The sequence below is a fragment of the Pseudomonas sp. KBN12P06040 genome (assembly GCF_037574965.1).
Lineage (GTDB): Bacteria > Pseudomonadota > Gammaproteobacteria > Pseudomonadales > Pseudomonadaceae > Pseudomonas > Pseudomonas aeruginosa.
On record NZ_JBBELS010000001.1, the window covers coordinates 2785458 to 2800913 of the forward strand.

Here is a 15456-nt window from a genome sequence, read left to right on the forward strand (position 1 = left end):
TGCCATGAACCATCGGATCGCACTCAACTTCGAAGACGGGGTGACCCGCTTCATCCATGCCGCGCCCGGCGAGACCGTGGCCGACGCGGCCTACCGCCAGGGCATCAACATCCCCCTGGACTGCCGCGACGGCGCCTGCGGCACCTGCAAGTGCCTGGCCGAGGCCGGGCGCTATGCGCTGGGCCAGGACTACATCGACGATGCCCTCAGCGCCGAGGAAGCCGCCCGCGGCTACGTGCTGACCTGCCAGATGCGCGCCGAAAGCGACTGCGTGCTGCGCGTGCCGGCGTCCTCGACCCTGTGCAGGACCGGCCAGGCGCGCTACGAGGCGCGCATCAGCGAAGTCCGGCAACTGTCGCCGAGCACCATCGGCCTGTCGCTGCGCGGCGAGGCGCTGGCCAGCCTGGCGTTCCTGCCCGGGCAGTACGTCAACCTCCAGGTGCCCGGCAGCGAGCAGCGCCGCGCCTACTCCTTCAGCTCGCTGGCGAAGGACGGCGAGGTCAGCTTCCTGATCCGCAACGTCCCCGGTGGGCTGATGAGCGGCTTCCTCAGTGGCACGGCCAGGGCCGGCGACAGCCTGGCGATGGACGGCCCGCTGGGCAGTTTCTACCTGCGCGAGATTCACCGGCCACTGCTGATGCTGGCCGGCGGCACCGGCCTGGCGCCGTTCACCGCGATGCTCGAACGGATCGCCGAGCAGGGCAGCGCGCACCCGCTGCACCTGGTCTACGGGGTGACCCACGACGTCGACCTGGTCGGGCTCGAGCGCCTGGAGGCGTTCGCCGAACGGATTCCCGGCTTCACCTGGAGCGCCTGCGTGGCCAGCGCCGACAGCGACTATCCGCGCAAGGGCTACGTGACCGAGCACATCGCCGCGCAGCACCTGCACGAGGGCGACGTCGACATCTACCTGTGCGGGCCGCCGCCGATGGTCGAGGCGGTCGAGCGCTACCTGCGCGAGCAGGGCGTGCGCCCGGCGAATTTCTACTACGAAAAGTTCGCCGCCAGCGCGGCCTGAACCCGAGCGAGCCAAGGAGATTCCCATGAACGACAGATTCCGCGACAAGGTCGCCCTGGTCAGCGGCGCCGCCCAGGGCATCGGCCTGGGCGTGGCCCGGCGCCTGCTGGAGGAAGGCGCGCGGGTGGTGGCGGTGGACCGCTCCGAGCTGGTCCACGAATTGGCCGGCGACGCCTGCCTGTGCCTGACCGCCGACCTGGAGCGCTACGCCGAATGCCAGCGGGCACTGGAGCGGACCCTGGAGCGTTTCGGCCGGCTGGACATCCTGGTCAACAACGTCGGCGGCACCCTCTGGGCGAAGCCCTACCAGCACTACGCCGAGGACGAGATCGAGGCCGAGCTGCGGCGTTCGCTGCTGCCCACCTTGTGGTGTTGCCGCGCGGCGCTGCCGGCGATGCTGGGGCAGGGTAGCGGGGTGATCGTCAACGTCTCGTCGGTTGCCACCCGCGGGGTCAACCGGGTGCCCTATGGCGCCGCCAAGGGCGGGGTGAACGCGCTGACCGCCTGCCTGGCGTTCGAGACCGCCGACCAGGGCATCCGCGTCAACGCGGTGGCGCCGGGCGGCACCGACGCGCCGCCGCGAAGGATTCCGCGCAACGCCGCGGCGCAGAGCGAGGAGGAGCGGCGCTGGTATCGACAGATCGTCGAGCAGACCCTCGACAGCAGCCTGATGAAGCGCTACGGCAGCATCGACGAGCAGGTCGCGGCGATCCTTTTCCTCGCCTCCGACGAGGCGTCCTACATCACCGGCGTGACCCTGCCGGTAGCTGGCGGCGACCTCGGCTGAGCGCATCAGTCGCCGCTTTCGGTGAACTTCTCCAGGTACAGCCGCAGATGCTCCAGGGAGCGCTCGCGCAGCCACTGGCGGACCGCCTCGACCATCGGCGGCGGCCCGCACAGGTAGAGGTCGAAAGCTTCGTCGCGCAGGCGGGCGGCGTCGAAATGCTCGTGCAGGTAGCCGCGCCGGCCGTCCCAGTCGGCGTCCGCCTCGCTGAGCACCGGGACGAAGCGGAAGCCGGGAAGCCGCTCGGCGTAGCCGGCGATCCGCTGCAATTCGCAGAGATCGGCGGCGCGGCGTACCCCGTAGCAGAGATGCACCGGCCGCTCGCAGCCGCGCTCGGCCAGTTCGTCGAGCATGCCGAGGAACGCCGACAGGCCGGTGCCGCCGGCCACCAGCAGCAACGGGCGCTCCACCTGACGCAGGTAGAAGGTGCCCAGCGGCGCCTCGAAGCGGATCTCGTCGCCGACCCGGCAACCTTGGCGCAGGTAGTCGCTCATGGCGCCGCCCGGGAGCAGGCGGATGAGGAACTGCAGGTGGTTCTGCGGATTCGGCCGGTTGGCGAAGGAGTAGGCGCGCCGGCAGTCGCTGCCGGGTACTTGCAGGCGCGCGTACTGGCCGGGCAGGAAGTCCAACTGGCGGCCCGCGGCGCCGGCGTCGAGGCGGAGCAGCGCGGTGTCCTCGGAGAGCAGGCGCAGTTCGCGCACCACGCCGCTGTGCTCCTGGGCCGCGGCGGCGTGGCAGAGGGTCGAGGCGAAGTCGAAGTAGAAGGCCGCGTCGGAGCGCACCCGGGTCTGGCAGGCGAGCACCTTGCGTTGCTCCAGGTCGGCGGCGGAGAGGGTGTCCTCGTCGGCGTAGTCCAGGCTGTAGCTGCCCGCCTCGCAGCGGCCCATGCAGGTGCCGCAGACCCCTTCGCGGCAGTCCAGCGGCAGGTTGATGCCGTGGCGCAGGGCGGCGTCGAGGAGCAGGTCGTCGTGGCCGACGGGCAGGAACAGGGTCTTGCCGTCGGCGAAGCTGAGGGCGACTTTGTGATTCATCGTGACGGGGCCCGCCGTTCAGAGGTGGTAGAAGTCGAGGACCGAGTCGATCCGGTCGTTGAGCAGGACGATGTGCTTGCGCGCGATCAGCCAGGCCTCGCCATGGGGTTTCAGGCGGTAGGTGGCATGGCCGAAGAAGCTGCCGGTCTGGTCCAGGCGCTGGAACAGGGTCTGCCAGTTGACCCGCACTCGCAGCAGGCCTTCGCCTTCCTCGGCGATGCGCACGTTGCCGATCTGGTGCAGGGTGCGCGGCATCGGCACGGTGGACGCGGCCTTGCCGGTGCGGATACGGAACACCCGGTCTTCCAGGCCGGCACGGCTGGGGTAGTAGATCAGCGACATCTCGCGCTTCGGATCGCGGGTGTAGCGGTGCTCGGACTCCCACTGCGGCAGGTGGAACTCGCACTGTTCGTCGAACTGCGCGAGGTAGCCGTCCCAGTCCTGGGCATCGCAGAGTTCGGCGTGGCGGTAGAGGAACTGTTCGACGCGGTACTGCAGTCCGGCGTTCATGGGGTCACCTCCTTCGCGCGCAGGGCCAGGCGCTCCAGGCCGTCGAGGAGGAAGCGCCGCCAATGCGCGTGCTGGTTGACGTAGAGGCCTTCGTGGGTGATCTCGGTGCCGGTCAGCAGCGGCGCGATACCCAGCGCCTGGCTGTTCGGCGTCGCGCCTTCGAGCCACTTGCCGTGGCCGCGGGAGATGTCGCTCCAGCGCTCCAGGCGGGCCTGGAAGCCACGCTGGGCTTCGCGGAACTCCACCAGGTCGTCGGGCGTGCCCATCCCGGAGACGTTGAAGAAGTCCTCGAACTGGCGGATCCGGTTCTCCCGGTCGGCGTCCGACTCGCCCTTGACGCCGATGCACTGGCTGACGATCTCGGTACGGTTCCAGGCCAGCGGGCGGACGATGCGCAGCTGCGAGCTGATCTGGTCGATGACGAACAGGCTGGGGTAGAGATTGAGGTTGCGCAGGCGATGCATCATCCACTCGGCGCGGGCCTGGCCGTATTCCGCCACCAGCCGCGGCATCACGCTGGCGTAGCCGGGGCGTACGGCGGGGTTGGGCATCTCGCTGAAGAGCACGCTGTGGCCGTTGGCGAAGGAGAACCAGCCGTCGTCGGTGGCCGCGTCGCCGGCGCCGAGCTTGCTGTAGTCGAGGGTGGCGGCCGCGCCGCCGCGCTCGGCCTCGACCTGCTGGCGGTGCTGCACGGTGGCTACGTAGTTGTAGTGCACGGTACTGACGTGATAGCCGTCCAGGCCATTCTCGTTCTGCAGCTTCCAGTTGCCTTCGTAGGTGTAGGTGGAGGTGCCGGGCAGCACTTCCAGCTCGCCGCTGGGAGACTGCGCCACCAGCATGTCGAGGAACACCCGGGCGTCGCCGAGGAAGTCCACCAGGTCGTCCTCGCCGGCGACGTCCAGGCTGACGAAGACGAAGCCCCTGTAGCTCTGGATGCGCGCTTTCTTCAGGCCGCGGGTGGCCTTGTCGAAGCCTTCCGGGTATTCGCCCGGCGCCTTGACCTTCACCAGCCGGCCGTCGTTCTTGTAGCACCAGGCATGGAACGGACAGGTGAAGGTCGACTGGTTGCCCTTGCCGACCCGCACCAGGGTCGCGCCGCGATGCTGGCAGGCGTTGACCAGCGCGTGCAACTGGCCGTTGCCGTCGCGGGTGACGATCAGCGGCTGGCGTCCGGCGCGCAGGGTGACGAAGTCGTGGGGCCTGGCCAGTTCGCTTTCGTGGCAGGCGTAGATCCAGTTCTTTTCGAAGATCAGCTCCATCTCCAGGTCGAACAGCTCCGGTTCGGTGAACATGTCCCGGGCGATGCGGAAGATGCCTTCCTCGGGACGGAAGTCGAGGCAGCCGCCGACATAGTCGCGCCACTGTTCCAGGCTTCTGCGGGTAGCGTTCATGCGTTCTCACCCTTGTGCGTTGTCGTTATGGGTGACCCATTCAACGGCCGCGAGCGGGGGCGGGCTATCCGCTTAGTCGACGATGCGCATCCCGAAAATGTGCGGCCGCCGAGGAGCGGCCGAGGGCCTCGCGGAGGGCTCGTTCCGGGTTCGAGCGGCGCTTGCGGCGGACGCTTTGTCCGGAAAGTCGGCGAACGCTATCCGGATAGTGGAGGATGCGGGGAGTCGGCCTTGCGCCGGCACATGCCTTGCATTTTGCTGAAAACAGAGCGCCAGCAGAGCGCACCCTCAGCCTTGCCGTGTCGAGTGCCGAACCATGATGAGGAGCCATCCCGTCGCCGATCGTGGCGATCTCCATGCCGACCACCTGGACCTGGCCGCCGCCCGTTCCTGGATGTCGAAGGTCTGCGGGCCGCACCGGCTCGAAGCGGCGAGCCCGGGACTGGTGCAGTTCCAGCACCACGGCAACGTGCTGAAGTCGATGTGCACCACCCTCGGCTACATCGGCTACGGCACCGACGTCACCATCACCGTCGAGGATGCCGCGGCGTTCAACGCCTACAGCCTGAGCCTGCCGCTCAGCGGCGAGCAGGAGCTGTGCCGGGGCGGGCTGCGCCTGCTCTCCGACGTCCGCCGCGGGGTGATCATCGCGCCCAACGAGCGCCAGGAGCTGAGCATCGCCGGGGACTGCCGCAAGTTGCAGGTGGTGATCGGCCGCACGGCGATGCGCAAGGTCCTGGAGGAGATGTTGCAGCGGCCGATCGATACGCCCTTGCGCTTCGATCCGGAAATGGATGCCCTGGACGGCGCCTCGGCGTCCTGGTGGCGCACCGTGCGGCACATCAGCGAGGAGATGGCGCGCAGCGAACTCTACGCCCAGGCGTTTTTCAGCAGCGACCTGGAACGCGCGCTGATCAAGGGACTGATCCTGGCCCAGCCGAACAACTACAGCGAGGCCCTGCAGCAGGGCCTTGGCGGGCGCCCGCCGCACTACCTGCTGCGCGCTCGCGAGTTTCTCCAGGCCAACGCCCGCGAGACCCTGAGCCTGGAGGACGTGGAACGCGCCGCCGGGGTCTCGCGGTTCAAGCTGTTCGAGGGCTTCCGTCGCTACTTCGGGGTATCGCCGATGAGCTACCTGAAGCACTACCGACTCGCCGCGGTGCGCGAGGAGATCCTCGCCAGCGGCGGCGCCCGCAGCATCTCGACGATCGCCCTGGGCTGGGGCTTCAGCCACCTCGGACGCTTCTCCGTGGACTACCGCAAGCGCTTCGAGGAAACCCCGAGCATGACCCAGCGCCGCGCCGCGCGGCGCTCCTGAGAGGGCACTCAGGCGTCCTCGCGGCCGATCAGCGCCAGGCAGCGCCGCAGGTGCGGGGAGCCGTCGCCCTGGCGCCGGCTGACGATGATCGGCGAGGTCAGGGAGGCGTCGGCCAGGGCCTGGTAGGCGACGTCGTCGCGGTGCTGCAACTGCACCGAGGCCGGCACCAGGGTCGCGCCGAGTCCGGCGGCGACCAGGCCGATGGCGGTCTGCATCTCGTTGGCCCATTGCGTCACGCGCAGGCTCAGGCCGTGGGTGGCGAACAACGCCAGCACGTGGTCGGCGTAGCTCGGCCGCGGCTGGCCGGGGTAGAGCACGAACGGCTCGCGCGACAGGCGCTCCAGGCTCAGCGGCTGGCCGAGCAACGGGTGGCCGGCGGGCAGGGCGGCGACCAGCGGCTCTTCGCTGAGCACGCTCTGGCGGATCGCCGGGTCGTCGATGCGGATGCGTCCGAAACCGATGTCGATGCGCCCGCTCTTCAGCGCCTCGACCTGTTGCAGGGTGGTCATCTCCAGCAGGCCCAGCTCCAGCTCCGGGTCGCCGCGCAGGTGGCGGATCAGCTCCGGCAGCACGCCATACAGCGCCGAGGGCACGAAGCCGATGCCGAACCACTGGCGCTGGCCCTGGCCGATCCGCCGGGTGCTGTCGCAGATGCTCTCCAGTTGGTCCAGGAGCGTCGCGCTCTGTTCGTGGAAGAAGCGCCCGGCTTCGGTCAGGCGCAGCGGCCGGCCGCGCTCCAGCAGGGCCACCCCGAGCATTTCCTCGAGTTGCTGGATCTGCCGGCTCAGCGGTGGCTGGGCGATGTGCAGTTGCTCGGCGGCGCGGGTGAAGTTGAGGGTCCGGGCCAGCGCCTGGAAGTAGCGCAGGTGACGAAGCTCCATGATACCTCCAGGGTATGGTTCGAGAGGAAGATGATATTGGACCCCAGTGAAGAAGGCGATGGATGCTTGGCCGAAACGACGGCGAAACCTGCTCGGTATCGAGCGAGCCTTGAGCGGCGAACCGTCGAAAACCCGACCGCAACCCTGGTGGACCCCCGAGAATGAGCCAAGCCGTGATCCAAAGCCTCGAGTCGATCATCGTCGACCTGCCGACCATCCGCCCGCACAAGCTGGCCATGCACACCATGAACCGGCAGACCCTGGTGATCCTCCGCCTGCGTTGCAGCGACGGCATCGAGGGCCTCGGCGAAGCCACCACCATCGGTGGCCTGGCCTACGGCAGCGAGAGCCCGGAGAGCATCAAGAGCAATCTCGACGCGCATTTCGCCCCGTTGCTGCTGGGCCAGCCGGCGGACAACGTGAATGCCGCGATGCAGCGCCTGGACCGGCACATCAGGGGCAACACCTTCGCCCGCTCGGCGGTCGAGACCGCCTTGCTCGACGCCCATGGCAAGCGCCTCGGCCTGGCCGTCAGCGAACTGCTCGGCGGCCGCCTGCACGACAGCCTGGAGGTGGCCTGGACCCTGGCCAGCGGCGACACCGGCCGCGACATCGAGGAAGCCGAGCGGATGCTCGACCTGCGCCGCCACCGGCACTTCAAGCTGAAGATCGGCGCCGGTGAGGTGGATGCCGACGTGGCCCACGCGATCGCCATCAAGCGCGCCCTTGGCGAGCGCGCCAGCGTGCGGGTGGACGTCAACCAGGCCTGGGACGAAGGCGTTGCCCAGCGTGCCTGCGCGACGCTCGGCGACAACGGCATCGCCCTGATCGAACAGCCCATCGCCCGCCACAACCGCATCGGCCTGGCGCGCCTGAGCAGCCGCGGCGGCGCGCCGATCATGGCCGACGAGGCCATCGAGAGCGTCGAGGATGCCTTCCACCTGGCTCGCGAGGGCGCCGCCCCGGTGTTCGCCCTGAAGATCGCCAAGAACGGCGGACCGCGCGCGGTGCTGCGTAGCGCGGCGATCGCCGAGGCGGCCGGGATCGGCCTGTACGGCGGGACCATGCTCGAGGGCGGCATCGGCACCCTGGCCGCCGCCCACGCCTTCGTCACCCTCGACCGCCTGGCCTGGCACAGCGAACTGTTCGGCCCGTTGTTGCTGACCGAGGACATCCTCCTCGAGTCGCCGCGCTACCAGGATTTCCACTTGCACGTGCCGCGTGCGCCGGGTCTCGGCCTGGCGCTCGACGAGGAGCGCCTGGCGCGCTTCCGCCGGCGCTGAAGCCATTCCGCAGACAGAGGAGAAACGACCGATGCTGTTCCACGTGAAGATGACCGTGAAGTTGCCCGTCGACATGGACCCGCAGCAGGCCGAGCGGCTCAAGGCCGAGGAGAAGGAAATGGCCCAGCGCCTCCAGCGCGAGGGCAGCTGGCGGCACCTCTGGCGGATCGCCGGGCACTACGCCAACTACAGCCTGTTCGACCTGCCCAGCGTCGAGGCGCTGCACGACACCCTGACCCGGCTGCCGCTGTTTCCCTACATGGACATCGAGATCGACGGGCTTTGCCGGCATCCCTCGTCGATCCATGCCGACGACCGCTGAGATTCCCTTCCCACGCCCGACAACAACAAGCAGAGGCAAACGCCATGACCGTGAAGATTTCCCAGACTGCCGACGTCCAGCGCTTCTTCGAAGAGGCCAGCGGCCAGCTCAACGAACGCGGCGATCCGCGCACCAAGGCCCTGGTGCGGCGCATCCTCGACGACACGGCGAAGTTGATCGAAGAGATGCAGGTCACGCCCGACGAATTCTGGAAAGCGGTGGATTACCTGAACCGCCTGGGCAGCCGCCAGGAGGCCGGCCTGCTGGCCGCCGGGCTGGGCCTGGAGCATTACCTGGACCTGCTGCTCGACGCCCAGGACGCCGAGGCCGGCCTCACCGGCGGCACGCCGCGCACCATCGAAGGGCCGCTGTACGTCGCCGGCGCGCCGCTGAGCGACGGCGAGGCACGGATGGACGACGGCCGCGACCCCGGCACCGTGATGTTCCTCCAGGGCCGCGTCAGCGGTCCCGACGGCCAGCCGCTGGCCGGAGCCATCGTCGACGTCTGGCACGCCAATACCCAAGGCACCTATTCCTACTTCGACAGCAGTCAGTCCGAATACAACCTGCGCCGGCGCATCCGCACCGACGCCGACGGCCGCTACCGTGCGCGCAGCATCGTGCCCTCCGGCTACGGTTGCCCGAGCGACGGCCCGACCCAGGAACTGCTCGACCGCCTCGGCCGCCACGGCCAGCGGCCGGCGCACATCCACTTCTTCGTCTCGGCGCCCGGCCATCGCCACCTGACCACCCAGATCAACCTGGCGGGCGACCGCTACCTGTGGGACGACTTCGCCTACGCCACCCGCGATGGGCTGATCGGCGACCTGCGCTTCAACGACGATCCCGCCGCGGCCCGCGACCGCGGCGTGGAGGGCGGACGCTTCGCCGAACTGGATTTCGACTTCCAGCTCCAGGCCAGCCCGGCGCCCGCCGCCGAGCGCCGCAGCCAGCGGCCGCGGGCATTGCAGGAGTAAGGTGGGAAACGGGGAGGGCGGCTGGTCGCTGGCGACCATGCCGCCTTCTTCCGCCAGGCGCGACGGCGGATAAAAAAAGGCGCCATGACTGGCGCCTCAGGACTTGTCCAAAGGAGCAACCCAAAAAGGACAAGTGTATTGCTCGGTGAAAGGCTGCTCAGCCGTTGCCGTTCTTGCGCTCGGCGCATTTGCTGCGGTCGGTCTTCTGCGCTTGCGCTTCCAGTTGTTGCTTCTGCAGGCGCTTTTCGCGCAGTTCTTTCTGCGCGGCGCGGAATTCGGCGTTGTACTGCCAGGAGCGTTCGCTGCCGTCCTGGGCCTGGGCAGTGGCGGCGCCGGTCGCCAGCAGGGCGGCCAGCAGCATCGGGATGATCTTCATGGCAAACCTCTCGGGTTGGCTCGTCGCCGGGGCGAGGTATTCGTCCCGTTTGAGCAAAGAGTAAGAGCGGACGGATTACCCGAGGGTGAGTGGAAAATTACGTTTCCGATAACTTCGGCGATGCTCCGTTGCATGGCGGAGGAGTCTGCGCGAAGCGCATTAAGTGCGAGTTAAGATTGCGGAAAAGTAATCCCCACCTCATGTCTGCGTCATTTCCCCGGTTCCAGAATCAGCCCCACGGTCAATGCCGGTTGCGGCAGGACTGCGCGGGGGCGCGATCGACCAGAAGTTCACGCACAGCCAGCGTCGCAAGGCATGGCCGCAGAAGAAAAACAGACATGAACCGATCTGGAGCAATCGCCATGCAAGGGGATGGAAAGAAACGACTGTGGACGCTTCCACTGCTGCTGGGCGCTGGAGTGATGGCCTCGGCCGTCGCCGAGGAGAACGCCGAGCGGAGCAAGGAAGGTTTCATCGAGGGCAGCGAGGTCAACCTGCTGCTGCGCAACTTCTACTTCAACCGCGACTTCCGCAAGGGCCAATCGAGCCCGGCGGGCGGCGGCTACACCGAGGAATGGGTGCAGGGCTTCATGGCCAACTTCTCCTCGGGCTTCACCCAGGGCACGCTGGGCGTCGGCATCGACGCCTTCGCCCAGCTCGGCGTGCGCCTGGACAGCGGCGGCGGGCGTTCCGGCGCCGGCGGTAGCGTCGACCTGCTGCCCTATGACGACCAGGGGCGGCCGCAGGACGACTATTCGCGAGCCGGCGGCGCGGTCAAGCTGCGCTGGTACGGCACCGTGCTGCGGGTCGGCGACGTGTTCCCGGAAACCCCGGTGATCCAGTACGGCAACAGCCGGCTGTTCCCCTCCAGCTTCCGCGGCTTCACCCTGGTCAACGACAGCCTGGCGAAGGGCCTGACCCTGCAGGCCGGCAAGCTGAACTCGATGACCCAGCCGAACAGCACCAGCGGCAGCGACGACTTCTACAGCTTCTACACCGGCCGGCGCATCGACTCGCCGTGGGTCGCCTACGCCGGCGGCGACTACCAGGCCACCGAGCACTGGAGCGTCAGCCTCTACGGCAGCCGCCAGAAGGACGCCTGGGACCAGTACTACGCCGGCACCAGCTTCAACTATCCGCTGGACGACAAGCTGTCCCTGCTCGGCGGCGCCAACTACTACAAGGTCAAGGACCAGGGCAGGCAGGTGATGGGCGAACTCGACAACGACATCTGGAGCGTGCGCGGCGGCTTCGCCTACGGTCCGCACCAGGTGCTGCTGTCGTACCAGCGCAACAACGGCGACGACGACTTCGACTACCTGCGCCAGACCGACTCCATCTACCTGGACAACTCGATCCAGTACAGCGACTTCAACTCGCCCAAGGAACGCTCGCTGATGCTCCGCTACGACCTCGACATGGCCGCCTTCGGCGTGCCGGGGCTGAGCTTCATGACCCGCTATGGCAAGGGCTGGGACGCCGATTATTCGAATGCCAACAGCGTCTACATGCGCACCGACGCCAACGGCAACCCGCTGACCAACCAGGGCCGCTGGGAACGCGACGTGGAGGTCAAGTACGTGGTGCAGGGCGGCGCGGCCAAGGACCTGGCGTTCCGCGTGCGCCAGGCCACGGTGCGCTCCGACAGCTTCGAGTCGGACCTCGACGAAGTCCGCCTGATCGTCGAATACCCGCTGCAAGTCCTCTGAAGGCGCGCCGCCGCCCCGTCCGGGGCGGCGCTCTGCGACAGCCCGTTGCTGGCGGCTGCGCGGCGGCGCTGCTACTTTCCTCTGGGTAGGCGGGCCGAAGGGCGGTTCCTGGCCGGGCATGGCTTCGACCTGCCGGTGGGCGCCGCGACCCGAACCTCGGCCACGCCATTCCACCCATGCCGCCCGGGCACCGGCGTGCCCGTGGCAGCCCAGGCTACGGGCGCCGCGTAGCCAGCCAAGCGGGAGTCGACATGGCCTCGTGGACCTTGGTGGACGCCAGCGCGATCGCTGTCCGCCATCCCTACACCTTCTACAAACCGGACGCGGAGACCATCGACCGGGTCGCCGCCGGGGAAAGCGTCAAGCTGATCTTCGCCTTCGATACCGACAACCCCGATGCGCCGCGCGCCGAGCGGCTCTGGGTGACGGTCGAGGGCATCGAGGCGGATGGCGCCTTCAGCGGCCGCCTGGACAACTATCCGCAATACATCCGCGACCTGTCGCTGGGCGAACGCATCGTCTTCGAGGCGCGGCACATCATCAACACCGAGCACGACCCGCGGGAAACGCCGATCTCGCGCTATGCCCGGCGCTGCTTCGTGACGCGCCGGGTGATAGACGAGGGGAAGGCGGTCGGCTACCTCTACCGCGAGGCGCCGGAAGAGGAAAACGACAGCGGCTGGCGGCTGATGGCCGGCGACGAGTCGGACGACTACATGAATACCGCCGGGACCACCGCCTACGTCAGCCTGGGCTCGGTGCTGAACGCCGACGACAGCATCCTGCCGCTGCTCGACGCGCCGCCGGGACGGGCGTTCGAGCGGCTGGCCGACGGTTCCTTCATCGAGGTGCAGGGACCGGAGGGTTGAGCCTCAGCCTGGCAGCTCGGCGAGGAAACGCTCCAGGCGCTCGGCCAGGGCCAGGTAGTCGTCGGGACTGCGGTTGCTGCCCATCTTTCCCGACCTGACCCGCCTGGCGTCGCTGCGCTCGCGCTCGGCGCGGCTGGCGAGGGCCAGACGCAGGGCGCTGGCCCTCGCCGGCGACTCCTCCAGCAGCGGTCGCACCATGATCCGCGCGGCGTCGGCGTCGCCGTATTGCAGGGCGAGGAGCACCGTATTCGGGTCGGAGATCGCGCCGAGCCGCAACAGGCGTTCGGCCAGGACCGCATCGAGGTGCGCGGCGCCAATCTGCAGGCTGTCCTGGTGCACCGCGACGCCCTGGTCGAGCAGCCATCTGGCGGCCTCCAGGCGCCCGCGGGCGAGGCAGGCCTCCAGCACGCCGCCGCGTCCGCGCAAGGTTTCGGCGAAGTCGCAGCCGGCATCGCGCAGGCGTTGCAGCAGGTCGATGTCGCCGTCTTGCGCAGCTTCGGCCAGGGCCAGTTGACGCAGCCTTGGCTCGGCGGCCAGGCTGCCGTCGGCGAGGGCCGGCCGCCAGTCGAGGATGCGCTGGCGCAGCAGGACTTCCAGGCGGCCCTTCAGCGCCTTGCCGGGCTCCCCGGCGGCCTCCAGGGCGTCCAGCGCTTCCAGCAGCTCGTCGGCCACACCGCAGGCGTTCTCGGCGTCGAACGGGTCCTGTTCGAAGGACAGCAGGCGGAACAGCCCGCCGACGTCGTCGGCCAGGCGCGTCACCGAATCCTGGTGCAGGCGTCCGGCCCAGGCCGGCGGCAGGCCGTGGCTCCAGGCGATTACCGCGCCATACTCGGGGCCGGGTTCGACGCAGACGTAGAGCCGCTCCAGGTACTCGAAGCCACCGAACGGCAGGTAGGCCAGCTTGCCGTTCCAGTCGCAGCCTTCTTCTGCCGCGGCTTCCGCCGCCAGCTCGCGCTCGTGTTCGATCCAGCCCCAGAGGTCGTGGTAGCCGTCGCTGTCCGGATAGAACAGTTCGCTGAAAGAGAACGGGTGGCGGTGGCCGTCGTAGTCGACTTCCAGGTCATAGCCGAGGCGCCCGCCGAAACAGGTGCGCCAGAGGCGCAGCAGGTCTTCTGGAATCGGTCCGGCCAGGCCTTCGGCAAGACGCTGGACATGTTCGGCGGACACCGGCGGCTGGGCGTCGTACACCACGCAGCCGTCGAACACGGCCAGGCGATGGGCCAGCAGGAGTTGGCGTTCGGCGGGGGAGAGTTCCATTCTCTGTGGTCCTGTCGATTCGGGGCGGCCACTCTAGCACGGCGAGGGTGCGCGTTCCGCAACGCCTTGGCTATCATGCGCGGCTTTCCATCCGCCCTGGCCGGAGTCCGTCGAACCATGCACACCTTGCAGCAACTGCGCAGCGGCGAACTGGCCGGCGCCACGCGCCTGGACCTGTCCTGCGGCCTGCGCGAGTTCCCCCGGGAAATCTTCGAACTGGCCGACTCCCTGGAGGTGCTCAACCTCAGCGGCAACGCCCTGGACAGCCTGCCGGACGACCTCGGCCGGCTGCATCGTCTCAAGGTGCTGTTCTGTTCCGCCAACGACTTCGCCGAATTGCCGGCGGCGGTGGGCGACTGTCCGGCGCTGAGCATGGTCGGCTTCAAGTCCAACCGCATCGAGCGGGTGCCGGCCGCGGCCCTGCCGCCGGCGTTGCGCTGGCTGATCCTCACCGACAACCGGATTGCCACGCTGCCCGAGGAACTGGGCCGCCGGCCGTTGCAGAAGCTGATGTTGGCCGGCAACCGCCTGGAGGCCTTGCCCGAGAGCATGGCCGCTTGCGAAGGCCTGGAACTGCTGCGGATCGCCGCCAACCGTTTCCAGCGCCTGCCGGCCTGGCTGGCGACGCTGCCGCGCCTGGCCTGGCTGGCCTACGCCGGCAACCCGTTGTGCCGCCTGCCGGCGCTGGCCGACAGCGGCATCGCCGCGCTGGACTGGAGCGAGCTGAGCCTGGAAGGGCTGATCGGCGAAGGAGCCTCCGGGGTCATCCATCGCGCCGGCTGGCGCCAGCCGGACGGCTCGACGCGCACGGTGGCGCTGAAGCTGTTCAAGGGCGAAGTGACCAGCGATGGCACCCCTGCCAGCGAGATGGCCGCCTGCCTGGCGGCGGGGCGCCATGCGCAATTGATCGAGGTGCTCGGCCGGCTCGCCGGGCATCCGCAAGGGCGCGACGGGCTGGTGCTGGAGCTGCTCGACGACGCCTATCGCAACCTGGCGGGGCCGCCGAGCCTGGAGTCCTGTACCCGCGACGTCTATCCGCCGGGACTGCGCTTCGAGCTGGCCACGGCGCTGCGCCTGGCGGCCTCGCTCGCCGGGTTGATGGCCCATCTGCATGGACGCGGCATCAGCCATGGCGACTTCTATGCGCATAACATCCTCTGGCGCGAGGATGGCGCCTGCCTGCTGGGCGATTTCGGCGCCGCGTCCTTCCTCCCGGACGACGCCGTGCTTGCCGGCGCCCTGCGGCGTCTGGAAGTGCGTGCCTTCGCCTGCCTGCTGGAGGAGTTGCTCGAGCGCAGTGAGGCGCTGCCGGGGCAGGCCTCGCTACGTGCGGCGCTGGTCGAGTTGCAGCGACGTTGCGCGCTGCCACGGGTGAGCGAGCGGCCGGACTTCGGCGAGATCCAGGCGATCTTGCGCGACCTTGCCGCTCGCAGCCAGGCGTTTCCTCAAGTTCGATGAATTTGCCCGAGATTGACCGCAGGCTGATAAATATCAACGCAGTTCTAGCGGGCTTGGAGCTAGACTGACAAGTATGTCAGGAACGCGGCCAACGAGGGTAAACATGGATTCCTACGGCGTCACTTTCGCAATCATCGTGCTGGGCATGCTCTTCATCGGCACGGGTTTCACCAAGCGCGACACGCCGTTCGGCCTGTTCCTCATGTGGGTCGGGGTGATCTGCATGCTGGCCATCATCAGCTACCGCATCTATATCGCCACCCATTACTGAA

16 protein-coding genes are annotated in these 15456 nt (G+C 68.5%); 10 read left to right on the forward strand and 6 right to left on the reverse strand.

The annotated features are described in order from the left end of the window. Positions 1 to 4: 4 nt before the first annotated feature. Both benC and VQ067_RS13275 read left to right on the forward strand, forming a co-directional pair. Positions 5 to 1018 carry a benzoate 1,2-dioxygenase electron transfer component BenC gene (gene benC, locus VQ067_RS13270; protein WP_003109537.1) on the forward strand — a complete coding sequence of 338 codons (1014 nt, stop codon included), beginning with the start codon at positions 5 to 7 and terminating at the stop codon, positions 1016 to 1018. A gap of 25 nt (positions 1019 to 1043) precedes the next feature. Continuing rightward, on the forward strand, positions 1044 to 1805 hold the full coding sequence (locus VQ067_RS13275; protein WP_340080827.1) for a 1,6-dihydroxycyclohexa-2,4-diene-1-carboxylate dehydrogenase: 762 nt from the start codon (positions 1044 to 1046) through the stop codon (positions 1803 to 1805). A 5-nt stretch (positions 1806 to 1810) separates the two neighbouring features. Here VQ067_RS13275 and antC read toward each other — a convergent pair whose 3' ends face one another. The 3 genes from antC to antA are packed head-to-tail and all read right to left on the reverse strand — an operon-like array spanning position 1811 to position 4734. After that, positions 1811 to 2833 (reverse strand): anthranilate 1,2-dioxygenase electron transfer component AntC, encoded by a 1023-nt coding sequence (gene antC / locus VQ067_RS13280; RefSeq protein ID WP_003131294.1) that lies wholly within the window; start codon positions 2831 to 2833, stop codon positions 1811 to 1813. A gap of 18 nt (positions 2834 to 2851) precedes the next feature. Then, on the reverse strand, positions 2852 to 3343 hold the full coding sequence (gene antB, locus VQ067_RS13285) for an anthranilate 1,2-dioxygenase small subunit (RefSeq protein ID WP_003131295.1): 492 nt from the start codon (positions 3341 to 3343) through the stop codon (positions 2852 to 2854). Further along, positions 3340 to 4734 carry an anthranilate 1,2-dioxygenase large subunit gene (gene antA / locus VQ067_RS13290; protein WP_003139109.1) on the reverse strand — a complete coding sequence of 465 codons (1395 nt, stop codon included), beginning with the start codon at positions 4732 to 4734 and terminating at the stop codon, positions 3340 to 3342. The genes antB and antA overlap by 4 nt, the downstream gene beginning before the upstream one ends. 316 nt (positions 4735 to 5050) lie before the next feature. Between antA and VQ067_RS13295 the strand changes: the two genes are divergently transcribed. Continuing rightward, positions 5051 to 6052 carry an AraC family transcriptional regulator gene (locus VQ067_RS13295; protein ID WP_003089872.1) on the forward strand — a complete coding sequence of 334 codons (1002 nt, stop codon included), beginning with the start codon at positions 5051 to 5053 and terminating at the stop codon, positions 6050 to 6052. An 8-nt stretch (positions 6053 to 6060) separates the two neighbouring features. On the opposite strand, the gene VQ067_RS13300 is transcribed toward VQ067_RS13295, so the two are convergent. After that, positions 6061 to 6933, reverse strand: coding sequence for a LysR family transcriptional regulator (locus VQ067_RS13300; protein WP_003089870.1), 873 nt, complete (start codon positions 6931 to 6933; stop codon positions 6061 to 6063). A gap of 161 nt (positions 6934 to 7094) precedes the next feature. Between VQ067_RS13300 and VQ067_RS13305 the strand changes: the two genes are divergently transcribed. From VQ067_RS13305 to catA, 3 genes are read left to right on the forward strand one after another with little or no spacing between them, the layout of a single operon-like run. Next, a complete protein-coding gene (locus VQ067_RS13305) occupies positions 7095 to 8216 on the forward strand; it encodes a muconate cycloisomerase family protein (protein WP_003139111.1) in 1122 nt (373 codons plus the stop codon). A 31-nt stretch (positions 8217 to 8247) separates the two neighbouring features. Next, positions 8248 to 8538, forward strand: a complete 291-nt coding sequence (gene catC / locus VQ067_RS13310; protein WP_003089864.1) for a muconolactone Delta-isomerase — start codon at positions 8248 to 8250, stop codon at positions 8536 to 8538. Positions 8539 to 8582: 44 nt separating this feature from the next. After that, positions 8583 to 9515, forward strand: coding sequence for a catechol 1,2-dioxygenase (gene catA / locus VQ067_RS13315; protein WP_009314156.1), 933 nt, complete (start codon positions 8583 to 8585; stop codon positions 9513 to 9515). Between the two features lie 157 nt (positions 9516 to 9672). Here the strand turns inward: catA and VQ067_RS13320 are convergent, their stop codons facing one another. Further along, the gene (locus VQ067_RS13320; protein WP_003089862.1) at positions 9673 to 9891 is read right to left on the reverse strand and encodes a hypothetical protein; all 219 of its coding nucleotides are present in this window, start codon (positions 9889 to 9891) and stop codon (positions 9673 to 9675) included. Between the two features lie 362 nt (positions 9892 to 10253). On the opposite strand from VQ067_RS13320, the gene VQ067_RS13325 reads away from it, so the two are divergent. Both VQ067_RS13325 and VQ067_RS13330 read left to right on the forward strand, forming a co-directional pair. Next, positions 10254 to 11600: an OprD family porin gene (locus VQ067_RS13325; protein WP_022580469.1), complete on the forward strand. Its 1347-nt coding sequence runs from the start codon at positions 10254 to 10256 to the stop codon at positions 11598 to 11600. Positions 11601 to 11851: 251 nt separating this feature from the next. Next, complete coding sequence (locus tag VQ067_RS13330; protein WP_003089860.1) at positions 11852 to 12469, forward strand: immunity protein Imm33 domain-containing protein; 618 nt, start codon at positions 11852 to 11854, stop codon at positions 12467 to 12469. Between the two features lie 3 nt (positions 12470 to 12472). On the opposite strand, the gene VQ067_RS13335 is transcribed toward VQ067_RS13330, so the two are convergent. Then, positions 12473 to 13726, reverse strand: a complete 1254-nt coding sequence (locus tag VQ067_RS13335) for an ankyrin repeat domain-containing protein (protein WP_024947556.1) — start codon at positions 13724 to 13726, stop codon at positions 12473 to 12475. A 117-nt stretch (positions 13727 to 13843) separates the two neighbouring features. Here VQ067_RS13335 and VQ067_RS13340 point away from each other — a divergent pair, with 117 nt between their 5' ends. Next, positions 13844 to 15184 carry a leucine-rich repeat-containing protein kinase family protein gene (locus VQ067_RS13340; RefSeq protein ID WP_023084198.1) on the forward strand — a complete coding sequence of 447 codons (1341 nt, stop codon included), beginning with the start codon at positions 13844 to 13846 and terminating at the stop codon, positions 15182 to 15184. Between the two features lie 103 nt (positions 15185 to 15287). Next, on the forward strand, positions 15288 to 15455 hold the full coding sequence (locus VQ067_RS13345) for a hypothetical protein (protein ID WP_003089849.1): 168 nt from the start codon (positions 15288 to 15290) through the stop codon (positions 15453 to 15455). Position 15456: the final 1 nt, after the last annotated feature.

Excerpts from the sequence above, each read along its gene's own strand:
- VQ067_RS13320 (WP_003089862.1), bottom strand. The coding sequence starts at position 9,891 with ATGAAGATCATCCCGATGCTGCTGGCCGCCCTGCTGGCGACCGGCGCC.
- VQ067_RS13295 (WP_003089872.1), top strand. The coding sequence starts at position 5,051 with ATGATGAGGAGCCATCCCGTCGCCGATCGTGGCGATCTCCATGCCGAC.
- antC (WP_003131294.1), bottom strand. The coding sequence starts at position 2,833 with ATGAATCACAAAGTCGCCCTCAGCTTCGCCGACGGCAAGACCCTGTTC.
- benC (WP_003109537.1), top strand. The coding sequence starts at position 5 with ATGAACCATCGGATCGCACTCAACTTCGAAGACGGGGTGACCCGCTTC.
- catA (WP_009314156.1), top strand. The coding sequence starts at position 8,583 with ATGACCGTGAAGATTTCCCAGACTGCCGACGTCCAGCGCTTCTTCGAA.
- VQ067_RS13275 (WP_340080827.1), top strand. The coding sequence starts at position 1,044 with ATGAACGACAGATTCCGCGACAAGGTCGCCCTGGTCAGCGGCGCCGCC.
- VQ067_RS13335 (WP_024947556.1), bottom strand. The coding sequence starts at position 13,726 with ATGGAACTCTCCCCCGCCGAACGCCAACTCCTGCTGGCCCATCGCCTG.
- VQ067_RS13300 (WP_003089870.1), bottom strand. The coding sequence starts at position 6,933 with ATGGAGCTTCGTCACCTGCGCTACTTCCAGGCGCTGGCCCGGACCCTC.
- VQ067_RS13340 (WP_023084198.1), top strand. The coding sequence starts at position 13,844 with ATGCACACCTTGCAGCAACTGCGCAGCGGCGAACTGGCCGGCGCCACG.
- catC (WP_003089864.1), top strand. The coding sequence starts at position 8,248 with ATGCTGTTCCACGTGAAGATGACCGTGAAGTTGCCCGTCGACATGGAC.
- antA (WP_003139109.1), bottom strand. The coding sequence starts at position 4,734 with ATGAACGCTACCCGCAGAAGCCTGGAACAGTGGCGCGACTATGTCGGC.
- VQ067_RS13345 (WP_003089849.1), top strand. The coding sequence starts at position 15,288 with ATGGATTCCTACGGCGTCACTTTCGCAATCATCGTGCTGGGCATGCTC.
- VQ067_RS13305 (WP_003139111.1), top strand. The coding sequence starts at position 7,095 with ATGAGCCAAGCCGTGATCCAAAGCCTCGAGTCGATCATCGTCGACCTG.
- antB (WP_003131295.1), bottom strand. The coding sequence starts at position 3,343 with ATGAACGCCGGACTGCAGTACCGCGTCGAACAGTTCCTCTACCGCCAC.
- VQ067_RS13325 (WP_022580469.1), top strand. The coding sequence starts at position 10,254 with ATGCAAGGGGATGGAAAGAAACGACTGTGGACGCTTCCACTGCTGCTG.
- VQ067_RS13330 (WP_003089860.1), top strand. The coding sequence starts at position 11,852 with ATGGCCTCGTGGACCTTGGTGGACGCCAGCGCGATCGCTGTCCGCCAT.